This is a genomic window from Brevundimonas sp. Soil_N_31, from assembly GCF_057655995.1.
The window spans coordinates 286852-307258 of sequence record NZ_JBDGLE010000001.1; the positions used below are offsets into that span (position 1 = coordinate 286852).

The 20407-nt window shown below is 67.8% G+C and carries 19 protein-coding genes; 13 read left to right on the forward strand and 6 right to left on the reverse strand.

Features of this window, described 5'->3' with window-relative positions; all coding sequences use genetic code 11:
- Positions 1-3: 3 nt before the first annotated feature.
- Positions 4-705, reverse strand: coding sequence for a histidine utilization transcriptional repressor HutC (gene hutC / locus AC3A3G_RS01380; protein WP_487487368.1), 702 nt, complete (start codon positions 703-705; stop codon positions 4-6).
- A gap of 89 nt (positions 706-794) precedes the next feature.
- Between hutC and hutU the strand changes: the two genes are divergently transcribed.
- From hutU to AC3A3G_RS01395, 3 genes are read left to right on the forward strand one after another with little or no spacing between them, the layout of a single operon-like run.
- The gene (hutU, locus tag AC3A3G_RS01385) at positions 795-2459 is read left to right on the forward strand and encodes a urocanate hydratase (protein WP_487487369.1); all 1665 of its coding nucleotides are present in this window, start codon (positions 795-797) and stop codon (positions 2457-2459) included.
- 4 nt (positions 2460-2463) lie between these two features.
- Entirely contained in the window at positions 2464-3996 is a 1533-nt protein-coding gene (gene hutH / locus AC3A3G_RS01390; protein ID WP_487487370.1) for a histidine ammonia-lyase, read from the forward strand.
- 56 nt (positions 3997-4052) lie between these two features.
- Positions 4053-4535, forward strand: a complete 483-nt coding sequence (locus tag AC3A3G_RS01395) for a hypothetical protein (RefSeq protein ID WP_200167504.1) — start codon at positions 4053-4055, stop codon at positions 4533-4535.
- Positions 4536-4569: 34 nt separating this feature from the next.
- Here the strand turns inward: AC3A3G_RS01395 and AC3A3G_RS01400 are convergent, their stop codons facing one another.
- From AC3A3G_RS01400 to AC3A3G_RS01410, 3 genes are read right to left on the reverse strand one after another with little or no spacing between them, the layout of a single operon-like run.
- Positions 4570-5331 (reverse strand): peptidase, encoded by a 762-nt coding sequence (locus AC3A3G_RS01400; RefSeq protein WP_200167502.1) that lies wholly within the window; start codon positions 5329-5331, stop codon positions 4570-4572.
- Positions 5332-5382: 51 nt separating this feature from the next.
- A complete protein-coding gene (gene fni, locus AC3A3G_RS01405) occupies positions 5383-6435 on the reverse strand; it encodes a type 2 isopentenyl-diphosphate Delta-isomerase (protein WP_308446942.1) in 1053 nt (350 codons plus the stop codon).
- A complete protein-coding gene (locus AC3A3G_RS01410; protein WP_412878437.1) occupies positions 6432-8246 on the reverse strand; it encodes a PPC domain-containing protein in 1815 nt (604 codons plus the stop codon). The genes fni and AC3A3G_RS01410 overlap by 4 nt, the downstream gene beginning before the upstream one ends.
- Positions 8247-8339: 93 nt before the next feature.
- Between AC3A3G_RS01410 and AC3A3G_RS01415 the strand changes: the two genes are divergently transcribed.
- The 5 genes from AC3A3G_RS01415 (at position 8340) to AC3A3G_RS01435 (ending at position 12594) form a co-directional block, all read left to right on the forward strand.
- Positions 8340-9263: a bifunctional methylenetetrahydrofolate dehydrogenase/methenyltetrahydrofolate cyclohydrolase gene (locus AC3A3G_RS01415; RefSeq protein WP_487487371.1), complete on the forward strand. Its 924-nt coding sequence runs from the start codon at positions 8340-8342 to the stop codon at positions 9261-9263.
- A gap of 247 nt (positions 9264-9510) precedes the next feature.
- Complete coding sequence (locus AC3A3G_RS01420) at positions 9511-10203, forward strand: LemA family protein (protein WP_487487372.1); 693 nt, start codon at positions 9511-9513, stop codon at positions 10201-10203.
- Positions 10204-10209: 6 nt separating this feature from the next.
- On the forward strand, positions 10210-11073 hold the full coding sequence (locus tag AC3A3G_RS01425; RefSeq protein WP_487487373.1) for a TPM domain-containing protein: 864 nt from the start codon (positions 10210-10212) through the stop codon (positions 11071-11073).
- Positions 11073-11756 carry a TPM domain-containing protein gene (locus tag AC3A3G_RS01430; RefSeq protein ID WP_487487374.1) on the forward strand — a complete coding sequence of 228 codons (684 nt, stop codon included), beginning with the start codon at positions 11073-11075 and terminating at the stop codon, positions 11754-11756. The genes AC3A3G_RS01425 and AC3A3G_RS01430 overlap by 1 nt, the downstream gene beginning before the upstream one ends.
- Before the next feature lie 82 nt (positions 11757-11838).
- Positions 11839-12594 carry an endonuclease/exonuclease/phosphatase family protein gene (locus tag AC3A3G_RS01435; protein ID WP_125899851.1) on the forward strand — a complete coding sequence of 252 codons (756 nt, stop codon included), beginning with the start codon at positions 11839-11841 and terminating at the stop codon, positions 12592-12594.
- On the opposite strand, the gene AC3A3G_RS01440 is transcribed toward AC3A3G_RS01435, so the two are convergent.
- Positions 12579-13967, reverse strand: a complete 1389-nt coding sequence (locus AC3A3G_RS01440) for a phospholipase D-like domain-containing protein (RefSeq protein WP_234287752.1) — start codon at positions 13965-13967, stop codon at positions 12579-12581. The genes AC3A3G_RS01435 and AC3A3G_RS01440 overlap by 16 nt on opposite strands.
- Positions 13968-14220: 253 nt before the next feature.
- Between AC3A3G_RS01440 and AC3A3G_RS01445 the strand changes: the two genes are divergently transcribed.
- From AC3A3G_RS01445 to AC3A3G_RS01455, 3 genes are all read left to right on the forward strand, one after another.
- Complete coding sequence (locus AC3A3G_RS01445; protein ID WP_125899849.1) at positions 14221-14403, forward strand: hypothetical protein; 183 nt, start codon at positions 14221-14223, stop codon at positions 14401-14403.
- 145 nt (positions 14404-14548) lie between these two features.
- Positions 14549-17134, forward strand: a complete 2586-nt coding sequence (locus AC3A3G_RS01450; protein ID WP_487487375.1) for a tipN — start codon at positions 14549-14551, stop codon at positions 17132-17134.
- Between the two features lie 96 nt (positions 17135-17230).
- Positions 17231-17830: a hypothetical protein gene (locus tag AC3A3G_RS01455; protein ID WP_125899920.1), complete on the forward strand. Its 600-nt coding sequence runs from the start codon at positions 17231-17233 to the stop codon at positions 17828-17830.
- On the opposite strand, the gene AC3A3G_RS01460 is transcribed toward AC3A3G_RS01455, so the two are convergent.
- Entirely contained in the window at positions 17816-18985 is a 1170-nt protein-coding gene (locus AC3A3G_RS01460) for an MFS transporter (RefSeq protein WP_200166979.1), read from the reverse strand. The genes AC3A3G_RS01455 and AC3A3G_RS01460 overlap by 15 nt on opposite strands.
- Before the next feature lie 47 nt (positions 18986-19032).
- On the opposite strand from AC3A3G_RS01460, the gene AC3A3G_RS01465 reads away from it, so the two are divergent.
- Both AC3A3G_RS01465 and pip read left to right on the forward strand, forming a co-directional pair.
- Positions 19033-19404 (forward strand): DUF423 domain-containing protein, encoded by a 372-nt coding sequence (locus tag AC3A3G_RS01465; RefSeq protein ID WP_125899846.1) that lies wholly within the window; start codon positions 19033-19035, stop codon positions 19402-19404.
- Between the two features lie 24 nt (positions 19405-19428).
- Entirely contained in the window at positions 19429-20400 is a 972-nt protein-coding gene (pip, locus tag AC3A3G_RS01470; RefSeq protein ID WP_487487376.1) for a prolyl aminopeptidase, read from the forward strand.
- The last annotated feature ends 7 nt before the right edge of the window (positions 20401-20407 follow it).

Here is a 20407-nt window from a genome sequence, read left to right on the forward strand (position 1 = left end):
GTGTCATCCTTTGGTCGGAGAGAAGCGCGCGACCAGATCATAGGCCGCGCCGGGGAAAATCTGTGAGGCCCAGGTCACGCCCTGACCGTCGCGCCAGGTGCGGCGCTCCAGCCGCAGGCAGGGCGCGCCGTCGGCCAACCCCAGCCCCGCCGCCGTCTCGCGGTCAGCGCCGACGGCCGAGATGCGATGCTCGGCCTCTGTCCAGGGCATGTGGGCCAGCAGCCAGCCGCCCGGCGGCTGCGTCGTAAAGTCGGCGGCTTCCGCCTCAGGCGCGGCGGACAAGGAGATCAGGCGGCGCTCAAAGACGAACGGCAGACCATCGGCCAGGTGCAGGGTCTGCAGTTCGATCACCCGCTCCCCCAGCCCATCCTCCTCCCCGCTCGTCGGGCGGACGATTCGGCCCAGCAGGCGATGAGAATAGGCCAGGCCCCGGCTCTCGATCTCGCCTTGAATGTCAGGGATGGACACCAGGGCCGAGGAATGCAGCGGCGGATGGGCCACCACTGTCCCCGCGCGACGCCGCCTCACCACCAGCCCGCGCGCCGCCAGGTCGGACATGGCGCGCGACACCGTCATGCGCGCGCAGCCGTATTCCGCCGTCAGTTCGGCCTCGGTCGGGATGCGGAACCCCGGCCGCCACTCGCCCGAGGCGATGCGACGCTCGATGTCGCCAGCGATGCGACGATGAAGCGGCTCCTGATCCATGAAACGAAAATGCCTCTTGCACGCGATATTGTCTAGACATAACAGTACGACCAACACACGACGGCGGCTGACGCCGCATGGAGGATTCGATGGCCACGCCCAATACCCGTATCATTCGTAGCCCGCGTGGGCCGGAAAAGACCGCAAAAACCTGGGCGGCCGAAGCCGCCATGCGGATGCTGATGAACAACCTCGACCCCGAGGTGGCCGAGCGTCCTGAAGACCTGGTCGTCTATGGCGGCATCGGCAAAGCCGCGCGCAACTGGCAGGCCTTCGACACCATCGTCGACCAGCTTCAAAAGCTGGAAGCCGACGAGACCCTGATGGTCCAGTCGGGCAAGCCGGTCGGCGTGTTCCGCACCCATGTCGACGCTCCGCGCGTGCTGATCGCCAACTCCAACCTGGTGCCCAAATGGGCGACCTGGGACCACTTCAACGAGCTCGATAAGAAGGGCCTGGCCATGTACGGCCAGATGACCGCCGGCTCGTGGATCTACATCGGCACCCAAGGCATCGTTCAGGGCACCTATGAGACCTTCATGGAGGCGGGTCGCCAGCACTACGGCGGCGACTGGGCGGGCAAGTGGATCCTGACCGCGGGCCTCGGCGGCATGGGCGGCGCCCAGCCGCTGGCCGCGACCATGGCCGGGGCCTCGTGCATCACCATCGAGTGCCAGCGCAGCCGCATCGAGTTCCGCCTGCGCACCCGTTACGTCGACGTCATGGCCGAGACGCTGGACGAGGCGCTGGCCCTGCTGGAGCAGTCGTTCAAGGACAAGAAGCCCTTGTCGATCGGCCTGTTGGGCAATGCGGCTGATCTTCTCCCTGAAATGGTCAAGCGCGGCGTCCGCCCCGATCTGGTGACGGATCAGACCAGCGCCCACGACCCGGTCAACGGCTACCTGCCCTCAGGCTGGACCGTCGCCGAGTGGGAAGAGAAGCGCGTCAGCGACCCCGCCGCCGTCGAGACCGCCGCCCGCGCGTCGATGGCGACCCACGTCAAGGCCATGCTGGACTTCCAGAAGATGGGCGTCCCCACCACCGACTACGGCAACAACATCCGCCAGGTCGCCTTTGACGAGGGCGTCGAGAACGCCTTCGACTTCCCCGGCTTCGTGCCCGCCTATATCCGCCCGCTGTTCTGCCGCGGCATCGGTCCGTTCCGCTGGGCCGCCCTGTCGGGCGATCCCGAGGACATCCGCAAGACGGATGAGGCGATGAAGAAGCTGTTCCCCGACAACGCCGGCCTGCACCGCTGGCTGGACATGGCGGGCGAACGCATCGCCTTCCAGGGCCTGCCGGCGCGCATCTGCTGGATCGGTCTGGGCGACCGTCACCGTGCGGGCCTGATGTTCAACGAGATGGTGGCCTCGGGCGAACTGAGCGCCCCCATCGTCATCGGCCGCGACCATCTGGACAGCGGCTCCGTCGCCAGCCCGAACCGCGAGACCGAGGCCATGATGGACGGCTCGGACGCCGTCAGCGACTGGCCCCTGTTGAACGCCCTGCTGAACACCGCGTCGGGCGCGTCGTGGGTGTCGCTGCACCACGGCGGCGGGGTCGGCATGGGCTATAGCCAGCACTCGGGCGTCGTCATCGTCGCCGACGGCACCGACGAAGCCGCCAAGCGTCTGGAGCGCGTCCTGTGGAACGACCCGGCCACCGGCGTCATGCGCCACGCCGACGCCGGATACGACATCGCCAAGGACGCCGCGCGCGAACACGGCCTGAACCTGCCCTCGCTGGACCTGTAAGCTTATGACCACCACCATTGAAATCGGCGCCGCGCCGCTCACCCTCGCTCAGCTTCGCTCGGCCCTGAACGGCCCGGTCACGGTCAGCCTGACCGACGCCGCCTGGGCCAATGTCGAAAAGGGCGCGGCGACCGTCGCCGCCATCCTGGACGAAGGCCGCACGGTCTATGGCATCAACACCGGCTTCGGCCTGCTGGCCAACACCAGCATCGCGGCGGAAGATCTAGAAACCCTTCAGAAGAACCTGGTGCTCAGCCACGCCTGCGGCGTCGGCGAACCGCTGAGCGCGGACACCACCCGCCTGCTGATGGTGCTGAAGATCGCCAGCCTGTCGAAGGGCGCTTCGGGCGTGCGTCGTCACACGCTGGAGACGCTGATCGGCATGGTCAACGCCGAGATCCTGCCGCTGATCCCGTCCAAGGGTTCGGTCGGCGCCTCGGGCGATCTGGCGCCGCTGGCCCATATGTCGTGCGTTCTGATCGGCGTCAGCGAAGCGCGCTATCAGGGTCAAGTGCTGGACGCCGTGTCGGCCCTGGCCAAGGCCGGGCTGAAGCCGGTCGTCCTGGGCCCCAAGGAAGGCCTGGCCCTGCTGAACGGCACCCAGTGTTCGACGGCCCTGGCCCTGACCGGCCTATTCGCGGCCGAAGACGTCTTCGCCGCCGCCATCGCCGCGGGCGGCCTGTCGGTCGATGCGCTGCTGGGCTCGGACGCGCCGTTCGACCCGCGTATCCACGCCCTGCGCGGCCAACCAGGTCAGATCGACGTGGCCCGCCGCCTGCGCGAACTGCTGAGCGGCAGCGCCATCCGCGAGAGCCATCGCCACGACTGCGCCAAGGTGCAGGATCCCTACTCCCTGCGCTGCCAGCCGCAGGTCATGGGCGCGACGCTGGACGTGCTGCGCAACGCCGCCGCCATGCTGGAGCGCGAAGCCAACGCCGTGACCGACAATCCGCTGGTCTTCATCGACGATGGCGACGTCATCTCGGGCGGCAACTTCCACGCAGAACCCGTTGCCTATGCAGCCGATCAGATCGCCATGGTCCTGTGCGAGATCGGCAATATCAGCGAGCGTCGCACCTCCATCCTGGTCGATCCCAAGATGACCGACCTGCCCGCCTTCCTGGTCAAGGACAGCGGCGTGAATTCGGGCTTCATGATCGCCCAGGTGACGGCGGCGGCCCTGGTGGCCGAGAACCGCATGGTCGCCCACCCTTGCGTCATCGACACCGTGCCGACCAGCGCCAACCAGGAAGACCACGTCTCCATGGCTACCCACGGCGCCCGCCGCCTGCTGGACATGGCCGCCAACACGGCGACCGTGGTCGGCATTGAACTGCTGGCCGCCGCCCAGGGCATCGAGTTCCGTCGTCCGCTGACCTCGTCGCCGGAACTGGAGCAGACCTACGCCATCGTACGCGAGGCCTGCAGCGCCTATACGGAAGACCGCTATTTCGCGCCGGACATCGCCCGTGCGACGGAAGGCGTGCGCGCGGGTCGCTACCGCGCCTTCGCCGGCGATCTTCTGCCTTCGGCTTGAACCGGACGGCGGTTGAGCGCTTTCGTATCTAGAGCGAACGCAGGACGCCGCCGACCATGAACAAAAGCGCCGTGATTCTGGCCTCCGCCGCCCTGGTCCTGACCGGACTGGGGGCGGCGGGCTGGGCTGCCTGGAATTCGACTTCGGCGGCGCATGGCGGGCGAGCGTCCGGCCCGGCCGTCGCCATCGACGTCGTGCCGCCCGTCGAACCGGACCTGCCGGTCGGCTCCATCATGGCTGTTGGGGAGTTGCGGGACGGATACGAGCACGATCCCGAACGGCTCGCCGTCCTGCCCGGCGAGGACGAACCCTATGTCGAAAGCGCCTGGCTGGAGCTGACGCCGGACCTGCCGCCGTTGCCCGAACAGGAAGCGCCGCCGACCATCGTCCGCCCCTCGCCGCCTCCGCCCGCGCAACAGCTGGAACGAGACGACTACGGATTCGGGTTCGATGCGCCTCAGCCCGACTACGCCGCCGAACGCGAGGCGCGTCAGTCGGCGCTCGACCAGCCTTCCGCATCAGACAGCGTCTTCTATTGAAAAAGGCCCCGGCGAAACCGGGGCCTTTTCCTTGTCAGCGCATCGTCGTGACAGAGACGGTGTAGTCGCCTTCCTGCGCCGAGCTGAGGCTGTTGGCGCGGAAGGAATAGGAGCCGGGGCGCAGATCCTGAGTGACCATGGCGCTGGTGCCGCCGCCGCTATCGTCGTCGGAGGCCAGGCTGTCGCCGTCGCACTGCGGCCCTTCGTGCAGCGAGAGATAGGCGTCGAACTGCGCCGAATCCATGCGAACCGAGACATTGCCACCGCGGCTGACGTTCAGCACGTAGCAGTCGTAGAAGGAGCCGTCGTCGGCCTGACGGTCGCTGAACTCCAGTCGGCCCTGGCGGCTTTCACCAACCGAGATCGGCACGATTTGAGTGGTCGGGCGCAGGCGCTGGCCTTCCGAGACGGTGAGACGGAAGGCGCCGGTCTGCCCCTCGCTCAGGGTGTTGGCGCGGATGATCCAGTTTCCGCCGTTGGAGACAAAGCGCAGTTGCGAGTCCGTGCCCATGTCAGGGCCGTCGTCGTTCGTCACCGAGGTCTCGTCGCAATCCGTGCCGGCGCCCGCCATCAGGAAGGTGTCAAAATCCTCAGACTGCATCGTCACCGTATAGGCCTGACCCGCCTGGGTCTGCACCACATAGCAGCGGTAGTGCGACCCGTCGTCCATACGGGCGTCCTTGCTGCTGAAATTGCCGGTCACGGTCTGCCCAGGCCGGATGGAGCTCTGGGCCGCGGCGGCGCCGGCCAGAATCAGGGAGGACGTCAGGACCGACGTCATCAACAGGGCGCGCATGGGAATCTCCTTGGGTGCGACGCAAAAACGCAGGGGGCGAAAATGCCCAGCTTATTTGACAGGAAGCAATGGAACTCGTTTCAACGCCGCTAAATTTGAAGCGTTTACGCAAAAACAGACAGTTCGCAGTTGCCGAATGGCGAGCTGGAACTGTTCGATGACCGCTTCGGTCGAGACGGTCGCCGCCTGGATGACGCCCGAAGCCAGGCCGACGACGTCGGCGCCCAGACGGATCGCCTTGGCCGCATCCACCCCGTCGCGCACGCCGCCCGATCCGATCAGCAAGGCGTCCGGCAAGGCGTTGCGCGTTTCGGCCAGGGCGCGCGCAGTGGGTATGCCCCAGTCGGCGAAGGCCAGGGCATGCGCCTTGTCCGCCGGATCAGTCGCGCGCTCGCCCTCGATCAGGCCCCAGTTGGCGCCGCCCGCTCCGGCCACATCGACCCCCGCCGCGCCCATGGCGATCAGGCGCTGGGCGGTGACGGCGGAAATCCCGGCCCCCGTCTCCTTGACGATGACCGGCGCGTCCAGATCGCGGATCAGCGCCTGCAGCGCCGCGCCCACGCCCCACCAGTCGCGATCTCCCTCAGGCTGGCAGGCCTCTTGAAGCGGGTTCAGGTGAACGACCAAGGCGTCCGCGCCGATCATGTCCAGCGCCCGGCGCGCCTCGTCCCGGCCGAAGCCGCGTGTCAGCTGGGCTGCGCCGATATTGGCCAGGATCGGCGTATCCGGGGCCTTCAGCCGCAGCGAGAAGTCCAGCCCGCCCGCCGCGCCGCCTTCCAGCGCCGCGCGCTGCGAGCCGACCGCCAGGGCGATGCCCAGGTGCTGAGCCGCTTCGGCCAGGCGGGCGTTGATCGCCTCGGCGCGCGCCGGGCCTCCGGTCATGGCGCTGATCAGAAACGGCGCCTTCAGCCGCCGCCCCAGGAAGTCGACGCCCAGATCGATGCGCGCATGGTCCAGGTCCGGCAGCGCCTCGTGCACGAACCGCCAGTCGTCGAACCCCGCCGACAGGGCGTGACGCCCGCCGCCGGCCAGCACCACGTCCAAGTGCTGGTCTTTCCGGCCCAGGATCAGGGCCGAGGCGGCGGCGTCGTCAGGTTCGCTCAGGGCTGCCGCTCCGTGATCAGCACATAGTCGCCGGTCGAGTTGGAGCCGAAGCTACGGGCGCGCAGCACATAGGAACCGTCGCGCGGAGCCGTCCAGTTCAGGCGGGCGTGGGTGTCCGACAGGCTGTCGTCGTCCTCCTCCAGCTTGAAGTAGTCGCCGTCCTTCTCCTCGCCGACCTCGACCACAGCGTCGAAGCTGCTGGCGATCAGGGTGAAGCGCAGCTTCTCATCCGCCTTGGCCTTGAAATGATAGGCGTCGTAGTAGACGCCGTCGTCGGTGAGGCTGGCCCGCTCGCTCAACCGTCCGCGCACCGTCGAGCCGATCAGCAGGCTGCCCGGCGAAGGTTCGTCGCCCAGATCCTGAAGCTCTAGCGCATAAAGACCCTTGGCGTCGCGCGACCATGACCGTGCACGCAGCACATACTCGCCGGTTTCCGGCAGGGTGAAGATCAGGCGCGCGTCCGTTCCCTGACCCAGACCGTCGTCGTCGCTGGCGATCTCGCTGAACTCCTCGTCGTTTTCGCTCAGCTGCAGATAGGCGTCGAAATCGCCGGACCGCATCACGGCCTGGATGCGCTGCCCCTCGGTTCCGCTGAAGACGAAGGCGTCATACAGGCGTCCGTCATCATCGGTGGCGTCGCTGTTGGCCAGTTCGCCCTCGACCGTCTGGCCGAAGGCGATGGCCGAAGGCGGCGGCGGCGGCGCGATCTCTTCGATGTTCAGCGTGTAGGGGCCCTCGCCGCTGGAGAAGGCGCGCGCCTCGATCAGGTAGTCGCCGTCCTCGGTCAGGGTGTGGGTCAGGCGAGCGTTCAGGTCGCCGGCGCTGTCGTCGTCCGTCGCCAGGCTGTTGTGGTTGGCGTCGAACAACTCAAGATAGGTGTCGAAGCCGTCCGCCTTCATGGTGATCGCCACACGCTGCCCAGCGCGGCCGCTGAAACGATACAGGTCGGTCGGAGCGCCGGAATCGCTGGTCGCGCTGTCCGAGGTCAGACGGCCCCGCGTCTCCTCGCCGACCGTCACCGACGTCGCCGTCGGCGCAGGCGGCCCCTGCTCCATCGACAGGCGGTAGTCGCCTTCGGCCGAGCCGTTATAGGAGGTGGCGCGGATCAGATATTCCCCCGCCTGCGGCGCCGTGAACACGAGGCGCGCGTTCAGGCTGGAGCCGCCGTCGTCGTTCTCGGCCATCTGCAAGAAGGCGCCGTTCACGATGCGGCCGACACGCAGGAAGCTGTCAAAGTCCTCGGACTGCAGATCGATCTTCACCCGCTCGCCCGCAGAGGCGCGGAAGGCGTAGGCGTCGTAACGCTTGCCGTCGTCATCCTCGGCGCTGCTGGATCCCAGGCTGCCCGTCTCATCGCGGCCGATGGCGATGCGGCCCGGCCGCGGCATCCGCGGCGCGGCGCGCTCCTTCAGCGACAGCTGATAGTCGCCGGTCTCGATGCCGGAGAAGGTGCGGGCGCGCACGATGTAGACCCCGGCCTCGGGCGCGGTGAACCGAAGGCGCGCGTTCAGGTCGCCCGCACTGTCGTCGTCGCTGGCCAGCGACTCCCGCAGGGAGCCTTCAGCGTAAACTTCCAGATAGGTGTCGAAATCGTCCGACGTCATCTCGGCTTCCAGCCGCTGACCGGCGCGCAGGTTCACGCGGTAGTCGTCATAGCGATAGCCGTCGCTGCCGCGCGTGCGAGCATCGCCGTCTTCCAGCCGCCCGCGGATGTCATCCCCCAACCTGACGTCGGTCGCAGATTGGGCCCAGGCGGCGCCGGTGGACAGAAGAGCGACAGCACTGACCGCCGCGAGCAGGGAATAACGCATAAAAACCTCTTTGCTGGCGTCATCATAGACGCCGAACCGCAGCGCCTGTAAATCGCGGCAACGCTTTCCAGTTCCCGGCAGATGGAGCCAATTATGGCTGTCGAACCCGCCCGCGCCTCGCTGATCGACGGCAAGGCCTTCTCCCAGACCCTGGTGGAGCGCGTCGCAGCGGCCGCCGCACGGCTGGAATCCGCCCATGGCGTCAAGCCCGGCCTGGCCGTCGTCATCGTCGGCGAAGACCCCGCCAGCCAGCTCTATGTCCGCAACAAGGGCGAGACGACGCTGAAGGCCGGGATGCGGTCCGACACCCACCGCCTGCCCGCCGAAACGCCTCAAGCCGAGTTGCTGGCCCTGATCGCGTCGCTGAACGCCGATGCGGGCATCCACGGCGTTCTGGTGCAACTGCCGCTACCCAAGCACATCGATTCGGCTGCCGTTCTGGACGCCATCTCGCCGGACAAGGACGTGGACGGCTTCCACGTCGTCAACGCCGGACGCCTGGCCGTCGGCCTGCCTGGCATGATCCCCTGCACCCCGCTGGGCAGCCTGATGCTGCTGAAGGATCAACTGGGCGAGCTGTCGGGCCTGAACGCCGTGATCGTCGGCCGCTCCAACATCGTCGGCAAGCCGATGGCGCAACTGCTGCTGGGCGAGAGCTGCACCGTCACCATCGCCCACTCGCGCACCCGCGACCTGCCCGCCCTGTGCCGCACGGCCGACATCCTGGTGGCCGCCGTCGGTCGCCCGGAGATGATCAAGGGCGACTGGATCAAGCCGGGCGCGACCGTCATCGACGTGGGCATCAACCGCGTTCCCTCGCGCGATCCGGCCAAGGCCGCCGAAGGCAAGACCCGCGTGGTCGGCGACGTGGACTTCAACGAGGCGGTCGAGGCCGCCGGTCGCATCACCCCCGTTCCCGGCGGCGTCGGCCCCATGACCATCGCCTGCCTGCTGGCCAACACCTACACCGCCGCCTGCCGCGCGGCGGGCGTGGAGCCGGAAGACCTGAACGGCTGACGGCGGCCGTTCCCCGCACCTTCATCCGTCATCCTCGGGCTTGTCCCGGGGATCCAGACACGCCGACGTATCAGGCCGCCCTGCTGCGCGCGAACGTCAGCCTTCGTGTTTATGGATTCCCGGGACAAGCCCGAGGATGACGAATTCCATGATTGACCGCATCAAATCCAGCCTTGAAGCGGAGCCTTTCGCGCCCGATAGTCTTTAGCGATCAGCGGTCATGAGGACCGCCCGCAGGAGCTTCTTCATGGCTGGTTTCTCGCCTCGCATCGCGGCCGTCGCCGCTGTCATCGTCCTGGCCCCCGCCGTGGGCGCCTGCGGCTACAACACCATTCCGACCAAGCAGGAGCGCGCCGAGGCCGCCTGGGCCGACGTCCAGAGCCAGTATCAGCGCCGCGCCGACCTGGTGCCGAACTTGGTCGCCACCGTTCAGGGCGCGGCCATTCAGGAACGCACCACCCTGACCCAGGTGATCGAGGCCCGCGCCAAGGCCACCAGCGTCAACATCGACGCCTCCAACCTCGATAACGCCGCCGCCTTCCAGCAGTATCAGCAGGCTCAGGGCGAGCTTTCCAGCGCCCTGTCGCGGCTGCTGGTGACGGTCGAAGCCTACCCCCAGCTTCAGGCCAACCAGAACTTCCTGACCCTGCAGTCGCAGCTGGAAGGCACCGAAAACCGCATTTCCGTGGCGCGCCGCGACTACAATGAGGCCGTGCGCGACTACAACACGACGCTGCGCACCTTCCCCAGCGTGATCTGGGCCAAGACCCTGCACGGCGGCTCCAAGCCCATGCAGCTGTTCACCGCCACAGCCGAGGCTCAATCCGCGCCAACGGTAAACTTCGACCTGGGAGCCCAGCCCGGCGGCGGCGCGCCCGCCCCCAGCGCCGCGCCGGGATCCACGCCGCCCGCGGCCGCGCCCGCCCCGGCGGCGCAGTAACCTGAAATGACCCCTTCCGCCCTCGCTCTGAGAGAAGGCGCGGCGCGGGGCCTGCTCCCCGCACTGGTGCTGGGCCTCGTCCTGTGGCTGGCCGCCCTGCCCGACGCAGGCCTGGCCGCCGAGATCAAGTTTCCGACCCTGACCGGCCGCGTGGTCGATGACGCTCAGCTGTTGACGCCCGAACAGGAACAGGCCCTGACCGGCAAGCTGGCGACGCTGGAGCAGCAGACCGGCGATCAGTTGGTCGTCGTCACCCTGCCCTCGCTGCAGGATCAGGAGATCGAGGACTTCGGCTATCAGCTGGGCCGTCACTGGGGCATCGGGCAGAAGGAAAACGACGGCGGCGCCCTGCTGATCGTCGCGCCGAACGAGCGCAAGGTGCGGATCGAGGTCGGCTATGGGCTGGAGGGCGTGCTGACCGACGCCTATTCCTCGCTCATCATCCGCAACGACATCCTGCCGGCCTTCCGCCAGGGCGACTACGCCGCCGGCATCATCGCCGGGACCGATTCCATCATCACCCAGCTGACCGCCGACCCGGCCGAAGCCCAGGCGCGCGCCGAAGAGGCCAAGAGCGCGGCGACCGCGACGACCAAGCCGGTCCTGCCCGCCATCGTCATCCTGCTGGTGTTCGCCTTCATCTTCTTCAGCATGGTCGGCGCCGCGGCGGGCGGCCGCAAGCGGCGCGGCCGCGGCGACGGCCTGTCGCCCATCCTGATCTGGGCCGCCAGCGAGGCTCTGCGCAACCGCGACGACGATGATCGCGGCGGCTGGGGCGGAGGCTGGGGCGGTGGCGGCGGATTCGGCGGCGGTGGGTTCGGCGGAGGCGGCGGCGGCTTCGGCGGCGGCGGCGCCTCGGGGGGATGGTGATGCAGTTCACGAACGACGACCACGCAAGGGTCGCTCAGGCCATCGCCCAGGCCGAGGCGAACACCTCCGGCGAGATCTTCTGCGTCGTGGCCCGGCAGGTGTCGTCCTATCGCGACGTCAGTCTGGGCTGGGCGGCCGCTGCGGCCCTGTTGCTGCCGCTGGGCTTGATTCCATTCGGCTTCAACGGCGACTGGCTGACCTTCGGCGGCGGATGGGAGATCGCCCACGCCCCTGCCGCCTCGGCCGAGATCGGGCGCGCCCTGGCGGCCTATGGCCTGGTGCAGGCGGGCGTCTTCGTGGCCGTCTTCCTGCTGTCCTTGATCCCCGTCGTGCGGCGACTTCTGACGCCCGCCGCCCTGCGCCGCACGCGCGTTCGCCGCGCCGCCATGCAGCAGTTCCTAGCGCACGGCCTGCACGTCACCGAGGCGCGCACCGGCGTCCTGATCTTCGCGGCCCTGGCCGATCATCAGGTCGAGGTCGTGGCCGATGAGGGCATCCACTCCTGCGTTAGTCCCGAAGTCTGGGCCGACGCCGTGGCCGCCCTGACCGGCGCCCTGCGGCGTGACCAGCCGGTCGAGGGCTTCGAAAAGGCCATCGCCCTGTGCGGTCAGGTTCTGACGGAACGCTTTCCGCCCAAGCCCGCTGATGAAAACGAGATCCCCGACAAGCTGGTTGTCATCTAGTCCGGTTATCAGGATCGCTATCGGGGCCTCGCGACCGCCGCATTGAGGCGCGACAGTCGCGGCGATCGCGGGCAAGGAATTCATGCCGAGACTTCTGACCTACAACGTCCATCGCTGCGTCGGCGTCGACCGCAAGCTGGACGTGAACCGCATCGCCGACGTCATCGCCGAGCATGAGCCGGACGTCGTCTGCTTGCAGGAGTTGGACGTCGGCCGCGCCCGCACCGGCTGGGTCGATCAGGCTGACTCCATCGCCCAGCGCCTGGCCATGAGCGTGCAGTTCCATCCCGCCATGAAGGTCGAGGCCGAGCTTTACGGCGACGCCATCCTGACCCACCGGCCCGAGCGTCTGGTGCGCGCCGCCGCCCTGCCCACCTTGCCCGGCCTCAAGGGGCTGGAGCCGCGCGGCGCCCTGTGGTCAGCGGTCGATTTCGACGGCGTGGTCGTCAACATCATGAACACCCACCTGGGTCTGGTTCCGCGCGAGCAGCGGCTTCAGGTCGCGGCCCTGATCGGCCGGGACTGGCTGGGTGATCCGATGTGCGACGGGCCGACCATCCTGACCGGCGACTTCAACGCCACCTCCATCACCCGCCCCTACCAAGCCCTGACCCGGCGGCTGGACGACGCCCAGCGGCGGCTGGGGCTGAAGCCCTCGATCAAGACCTTTCCGTCCACCTTCCCGGCCATTCGCATCGACCACTGCTTCGTCAGCCGCGAAATCCGCGTGACCGGCGCCCGCACGCCGTCATCGCCCCTGGCGCGAGCCGCTTCGGACCACCTGCCGCTGATCATCGACTTCGAAATCGATCAGCCCAAGGGTCAACCCGGCGCCTGACCGCCCTCTGACCTGGGTCGGGTGCGATGCGAACGGTTCAGCCGCTTCCATGGCCGCCAGGCGTCGGTGGACGACACCGGATCGCCGAACTGCCACTCGGCGAACATCCGCTCGACCCGCGTCGGCTCGGTCGCGCCCAGCGGTTTCATGCGTTCATGGCCGAAGGTCTGAATCGCCTGCCCGACTGAACCCAGCAGGGTCTCAGCTTCGGCGAAAGCTTCACCCGATACGCCGATGAAATGGCCGAGCGAGTGACGGCGGAAACGCTGGATCACCTCGCGCTGCGCTTCCGTCTCAGCCTCGACCGAAACGTCGCACTCCGTATCCAGCCCCATCGAGCGATTGTTCAGGTTGCTGGACCCGATCCTCAGCAGCTTGTCGTCGACGATGGTCATCTTGGCGTGGACGATGATCCGCTCGCCCTCGTCCGTCACCGGATAAAAGGCGGTGAAACGATCATGCCGGTCCGCCTGCTCCAGCCGGTATAGAACCTCGGCCCGCGCCGTATCCATGGTCAGGCCGTCAAACCAGCTGGGGCTGCGGCCGGTCGAGACCAGCACCACTTCAGGCCCGTCCGGCTCGTCCAGCCGCGCAGCAAGCGCCGCCGCTAGCAGGGGCGAGGTGAAATACTGGTTCTCCATATAGATCAGCGAGCGCGCCCGCCGGATGGCCTCCAGGTGCAAGGCCTCGTTCTCGCGCACCTCCGGTCGGCCCCGCACCTGCGGTTCCGTGCGGGAGATGGCGACAGGGACGTTCTGCAAAGCCGGCTCCACGCCGTCGGGCCAGGCGTCGCCGCCGCGCGGCATGGAGACTTCCAGCACCTCGCCGGTGGCCCGCCTCCACCGCTCGCGCGCCAGTTCGCCCAGAGCCTGCGCCGCCGGGCCGTCCATCACGCACATGACTTCGTGCCGGGGCGCAGGGATGACGCCCGTCGGCTCGCACCGACGCGGATCGCCCGAGAAATGCTCTTCGGTGTCCCAGCGGTCGGTCGAGATGTCGCCGCCGCCGCAGAAGGCGATCTGATTGTCGATCACCACCACCTTCTGATGGTGGCAGGCGCCCAGGATGCCCGGCCCATCCAGCCGGAACTCGACAATGCGCCGGCGGAACCAACGCTGAGCCTTGTGCGGATAGAAGCCTTGCGACGCCGCGATCAGCAGCGGCGAGCGCCAGATCAACAGGCGCACGTCCAAGTCGGGCTTGTGACGCACCAGAGCCTTCAACTGATGGCCGATCTCAGCCCGGCGGTCGGTCAGCGGCCCCTCAGGATTCAGACGCGTGCGTGGATCAAACTGCCAGCCCAGGATCAGGACCGACCGCTTCGCCTTGTGCAGGGCCGACGACAGGGCGTCGAAATAAGCCTTGTTCTCCATCAGAGGCGCGAGCCGATGCGCGGGCGCGGCGCGCCACACCCCGGGACCAGGTCCGATCAGACTGCCTTCATAGGAACGATCTGGCCGCATGAGCCTCCAATGACCGATTCGCGTGACGGCCTGATACTCGGCCCCTTGATGCAGATGTCGATCAGCACAGGATCGTTCCATTTCCGCATCACCAGGGTCAATGGCGACGCTTCATTACTTCGCCGCATTGTCGCCGGAACCGTGATCTGTCATATTGCGCCCCATGCAAGCTCTGATCGAAATGGTGATCGGCCTTATCGCCCTGCTCGCTGCGGTTGCGCTGTCGCAGTTCGGGGTCGATCTGAGCTCGCCCAAGAAGTCGGAACGCGAGATTCAGCGGGTCGAAAAAAAGTGCGCTGACGCGCCTTCGACGCACATCCACGTCAACGCCCCCGCCTCCTGCTGATCCACAACTTCCGTCCGGTGAAGCTGCGCCTTCGGCCCGGATAATGCGCTCTCCAGCCTTTTCGCCTTTCGATCCAGTCGTTAGGGTCGGTCCGCATGCGACCTCGCCCGCGTCTCCAGGCGACCAGTAATCGAGATCGACGCCCATGAAATCCAGCCATCGGCCGCCGCTCAATCTGACCGATCCCGAGCCCGCTTCGTCAAATGAGGCGCCCGTCCTCGCGCCCGAAGCAGACGACTTGCCCCATCCGGCAGAGTTGGAGACCTCGACCTCGCCGGAATCGGAGCGCGCCCCGGCACGCCCCATGTCCGAACGCCAGCGTCGTCGCCTAGCCGAGCAGCAGGCTATCGCCGAACAGCGCGCCGCCGAAGCAGAGAAGGCTGCGCGCACCTTGGCCATCCTCGGCGAGTCGGCCGACGCCCCGCCCGCCACGATCGAACAGGCGCCCCTGCCGGTCCCCGCCGATTCGCGCAGCAAACCTGCAAAGGGCGGCGGCAATCACGCCTATCTGATCGCCGGCCTGGCTTCCGCCCTGTGGGTCGGCGGCCTCGCGTCCTGGTTCGCCTATGAGCTGGGCTCAGGCATGATGGAGATCGACCCGCTTCGTCTGGCCGTTTACGCCCTGATCCTGCTGGCTCCGGTCGGGTTGTCGATCCTGTTGGCCCACGCCGTGCGCCAAGGCGCCGGTCTGGCCCAGGAAACCCGTCGTGCGCGAGACATGGCCGACGCCCTGGTCGGTCCGGCCGCCCTGGCCGCCAACGAAGCCGGCCAGGTGTTGACCACCCTGCGCGACGACATCAACCAGGCGGCCCAGGCGGCCGAACGCGCGCGCAACGACATGGCCCTGCTGCGCGAGGCCCTGGCCAAGGAAACGACCCTGCTGAATGAAGCGGCCGAACGCGCTGGCGGTACGGCGCGCAAGCTGACCGAGCAGATGTCCGTCGAACGCGAACAGATGCACGGCCTCAGCGGACGTCTGGAATCCCAGACTTCGACCGTGGTCGAAACAGTCGAGCGCCAGTCGCGCATGGTCGCCGACGCCTCGGACCTGGCCCAGACCCAGTTACGCGAGGCTGAGGCCGCCCTGGCCGCCCGCGCCGCAGACCTGGCCGCCGCCGCCAATGAAGCCCAGGACGCCGCGCGCGCCGCCGCCGACGACCTGGCTCGCCAAACCCTGCGGCTGGAGACGGCCGGCTCTGGTGTAGCCGAACAGATTCAATCCGTTGAGGAAGGCCTGGGCCAGCAACGCGCCGCCCTGGTCACCGCCGCCTACGCCCTGCGCACCGATCAGGAAGACTTCTCGGCCCAGATCGAGAGCCAGCGCGCCCAGTTGCTGGATCACCTGTCTCAAACCCGCTCCGCCGCTGACGACCTGACCCAACGGGGCGGCGATGCGGCCCAGGCGATCAAGGCCCAGGTCGAGGCCGTGGTCGATCAGTTCCAGGCCCTGGTCCAGATGTCGCAGCGCGAAGCCGACGGCTTCGACCACGCCACCAAACTGGCATTGGATCGGTTTGAGACCCTGTCCGCCGAATCCCGCGATCTGCTGGTCGAAGAGACGCGCCGTGCGCTGGCCGCTCTTCAGGCCACCGCCGACGATCAACGCATCGCCGCCGACGCCGCCATCGAACAGGCCCAGATCCGCGCCGACCGCCTCGGCCAATCCCTGTTCGACGCCGCTCAACAGGCGGACGCCGCCGCTGAAGCGCGCATCGACGGCGCTCGCCGCATCGTCAGCCAGACCGCCGAAATGGTCGATCTGACCGGCGAACGACTGATCGACAGTCTGCAGAACACGCTGGCCCGCGTGACCGAAGCCCTGTCTCAGGTCGAGCAGGCGGTATCCGACATGGACGAACGCGCCAGCCGCCTGCCCCAGGAAGCCCAGGCGCGCGTGGATTCTGTCCGCGCCGCCGTCGAGAACGGCCTGACTGCGCTCAACGCCGCCTCACGCAAGGCGGCTGAGGACACCGAAGCCTTGGAGTCCGGCTTCCAGGAGCGCGTGCGACGCAACTACGACATGCTGACCGAGGCCGTGCGACTGATGGGCTCCGTGTCCGGCGAAGGCGGCCTTTCGCGCCGCCGCCCCCAGGCTGCCTCTCAAGCCGCCGACAGCGCCACTCGCCCGCCCGCCGAACGCACGCAAGACGGCCTGCGCGGCCGACTGCGTCCGCAGAACGCGCCCGCGGGCGAGATCGAAGCGATTCCCGTCGCGCCGACCGCGCGTCCGTCGCCCCCCCATGCGCCTGCGGCCCCGGCGACGCGCCATGACGCTCCCGCCGATCTGGACTGGAACGTCCCGGCCGGCCAAGACGGCGCATCTATGCCGGAAGACCCGCTGAACCTGTCCGCTCCCATCGCGTCGCCCGAACAGATCGACGCTCTGGCGGCTCGGATCACCGATGCTATCCGCCGCATGGGCGTGGATCCTAACGCCTTATTGCCGCGTCCGCGTATCGAGGAAACGGCTCATGCCTTCGCCGCGCGTGACCCGTCTCGCGCACGCCAGATCGTGCGCCGCGTCGCCCCCGCCGCCGTGCGCAGCGTTTCGCGGCGCGTCCTAGGCGACGACGCCTTGCGCGCCGACGCCGAGGCCTACGTCCGCGCCTTCGCCCGTGGGCTGAGTCTTCAGGCCGATCGCGGCGACGCCCACGATATCCAGGCGCGCCTAGCGACCGACGAAGGCCGGGCCTTCATGTTGCTGGACGCCGCTATCGGCGATCTCAGCTGAGTCCCCGCTGCGGCTTGAGACTTGACCTCACGACGTTTTTACCCGCACGGTCGAGGGGCCCCGCGCCATCCCGACGTATAGGAGCCACGCCCCTTGGTGGACACGGATTCCAGCAACCGTCCTGATCGACGCCCTGTCATCGCCATCTGCGTCTGGAATCCCTCCTATCCGACCTGGGATTTAGTCGAGGACTTGTCAGGCGAGCCGTGGAGCCCTCCCGGCGCCCGCACTCAGCCGATTTCAGGCGACGCCGACGGCGAGGCCCTGGCCGAGCGCCTCATCGCCGCGCTGAAGGCCCGAAACTGCGGCGCCCTGCTGCTGATCGGCCGCACGATCCATTCCGGAGACTTCCGTCTTCAGATGCGCGCGGAAAACCGCCGTCTAGACGGTTCCGGCCGGCTGGATGAAACCGGGCCCGGCGTGGCGCGCGTCACCGCGCCGATCGCCGAAATGTCACGAGAATTGACCGCGGCAGGCCTGTCCGTTCTCGCCGCGTCCGACGCAGAAGACGACCAGGGCAGCTATATTCTGTATCGCGTCCTGGCCGATCTGCCAGACAGCCTGAACTCGCCCTCTATCGGCCTCCTGCGTATCCCCGACGAAGCGACGGAAGACGCCGTGCGGACCGCGATCAAGACCACCGCCTCGGCAATGGCGCGCCACCTCACCCCCTTGCCCCGTTCAAGCGCGGCCTGAGATCTCCAGCCGCCGCGCCAACACCACCCCCGTCACTCCGCCGACCAGCGCCAGCCCCGCCATGGCCAGGTAGGCGCGCGGGCCGAAAGCATCGTACAACGGTCCGCCAGCCAAGGTCGCCAGCCCGATCAGCACCCCCGCAGACAGCGCCGAACTTAACGTCTGAGCCGCCGTATGATTGTCGGGCGGGCACAGGCGCTCCACAATCTGCACACCCGCCAGATAGGTGGCTGCGAACGTCAGGGCGTGCAAAGCCTGCAACGGCCACAACAGCCACAGCGGCGGGGCGAAGGCCATTGCCGTCCAGCGCAACACGGCAGCGCCTGCGCCCAAGGCCAGGATGAACCACGGGCCGATTCCTCTCTTTCGGCGCCATGGCTCGACCACCCACATGAAGCCGATCTCGACCATGACGGAAAAGGCCCACAACAGGCCCGTCATGCTTTCGGCCACGCCCTGCGCCCGCCAGAGAATGGCGGAGAAACCATAATAGAAGGCGTGGGCCGCCTGTACTGCTCCCACGGCGAAGATGGCCGTCATGAACACGGGATCCGCCGCCAGCCGCCCCAACCCTCTAAAGCGCTCGAAACCGGATAATGGCCCGTCCTCGCCTACCCGCTCCGCCGGCAAAAACCGCCACGCCGTCACCGCGATCAGAAGCGAGGCCGAGACCGCCCAGACGATCACCACATCCGTCGATGTCCGCGTCAGCAGCACCCCCATGACGACGTTGGCGATAACGAAGGCCGCCGAGCCGCACCCGCGCGGGAGGGAGAAGGGAAAGCCTTCGCGTCGCGCGACTTTCAGCGTCAGCACGTCGCTGAGCGGGATCAGAGCCGCCGCCGCCGACGCTCCGATCAGCCAGAAGACAGCCCAGGGGACGATCCCCTGAACCAGCCCCGCCCCGCCATAGCCGGCAGCCATGGCCAGCCCCAGCAGGGCGATCGGCGAGCGCCGATGCGTGAAGCCGTCGGCCCAGACGGCGATCAGCGGCCCAGTCAGCGCCCGCGCCAGCATGGGAATCGCCAGCAGCACGCCGATCTGCGTCCCGCTCAGCCCCTGACTTCGGAACCACAGGCCCGCGAACGGAAGCGTCACCCCGCTGGCGCCGAACAGCAGAACGTATTGCAGGGCCATGCGCGGGGCGGACGTCATGGCGCGCCATAGCAGACTTCCCTTGATTTGTGGTCTAGACATAAACCATGAGTCCCGACCGCAACCTTCTCGTCTTCGCCGGGTTCAACGGCGCCATGGCCGTAGCGCTGGGCGCCTTTGCGGCTCACGGCGCTGCACCCGCCGTCAAAACCCTGCTGACCACAGGCGGCCAGTATCAGATGGTCCATGCGGCCTTGGCTGTGGCGCTGGCGCTATGGAACAACGGCGGACGCTTGGCCCGACTGGCGGGATGGCTGGCCAGCGGCGGCGGCTTGGTCTTCTGCCTGGCCCTGGCCATGATCGGCCTGTTGAGCCTTCCCGCAATGGGAGCCATCGCCCCAATCGGCGGAGTCATGATGATCGCGGCCTGGTGCCTGATCGTCGCCGCCGCTCTCAAGCCCTCCCCGACGAACGTTTGATCTTCAGCTGAACAGGGTCCACGCATGTTTTCCGTGAACGACACGCTCCGCCGCGACCTCTACCCGGAAATCGAAGCCTACGCCTCGGGCTGGATGCAGACCGACAGCGTCCATGAGATCTACTACGAGGAAAGCGGCAATCCGCACGGCGTGCCGGTCATCGTCCTGCACGGCGGCCCCGGCGGGGCGGTCAATCCGGGGATGCGGCGCTATTTCGACCCGGCCAAGTACCGCGTCGTCATGTTCGACCAGCGCGGCTGCGGTCTGTCGCGGCCGAACGCCTCGCTTGAGAACAACACCACCTGGGATCTGGTCGCCGATATCGAGCGCTTGCGCGAAATGCTGGGCATCGACAAATGGGTGGTGTTCGGGGGGTCGTGGGGTTCGACCCTGTCGATGACCTACGCCATCAAGCATCCGGATCGATGCCTGGCCCTGCTGCTGCGCGGCATCTTCCTGCTGACGAAGAAGGAGTTGCACTGGTTCTATCAGGACGGCGCCTCGATGATCTTCCCTGACGCTTGGGAGCGCTTCCTGGCGCCCATCCCCGAGGCCGAGCGTGGCGACCTGATGGCCGCCTACTACAAGCGCCTGACCGGCCACGACGTGGAGGAACGCAACCGCTGCGCCGTGGCCTGGGCGACCTGGGAGGGCGAGACCGTCAGCATCCAGGGCCCGTCAGGCAAGCCGGACAAGTTCGCCGATCCCGACTTCGCCGTGGCCTTCGCCCGGATCGAGAACTGGTACTTCACCAACGGCGGCTTCTTCGACAGCGAGCACTGGATCCTCGAGAACATCGAGACCATCCGCCACATCCCCTGCTGGATCGCGCAAGGCCGCTTTGACGTGGTGACGCCGATCTCGGGCGCCTGGTCCCTGCATCGCGCCTGGCCCGAGGCCAAGCTGGACATCATCGGCGACGCCGGCCACGCTTCCAGCGAGCCCGGCATCATCGACAGCCTGATCCGCGCCACCGACTGGGCGGCGACGCTCTAGGCGTCAC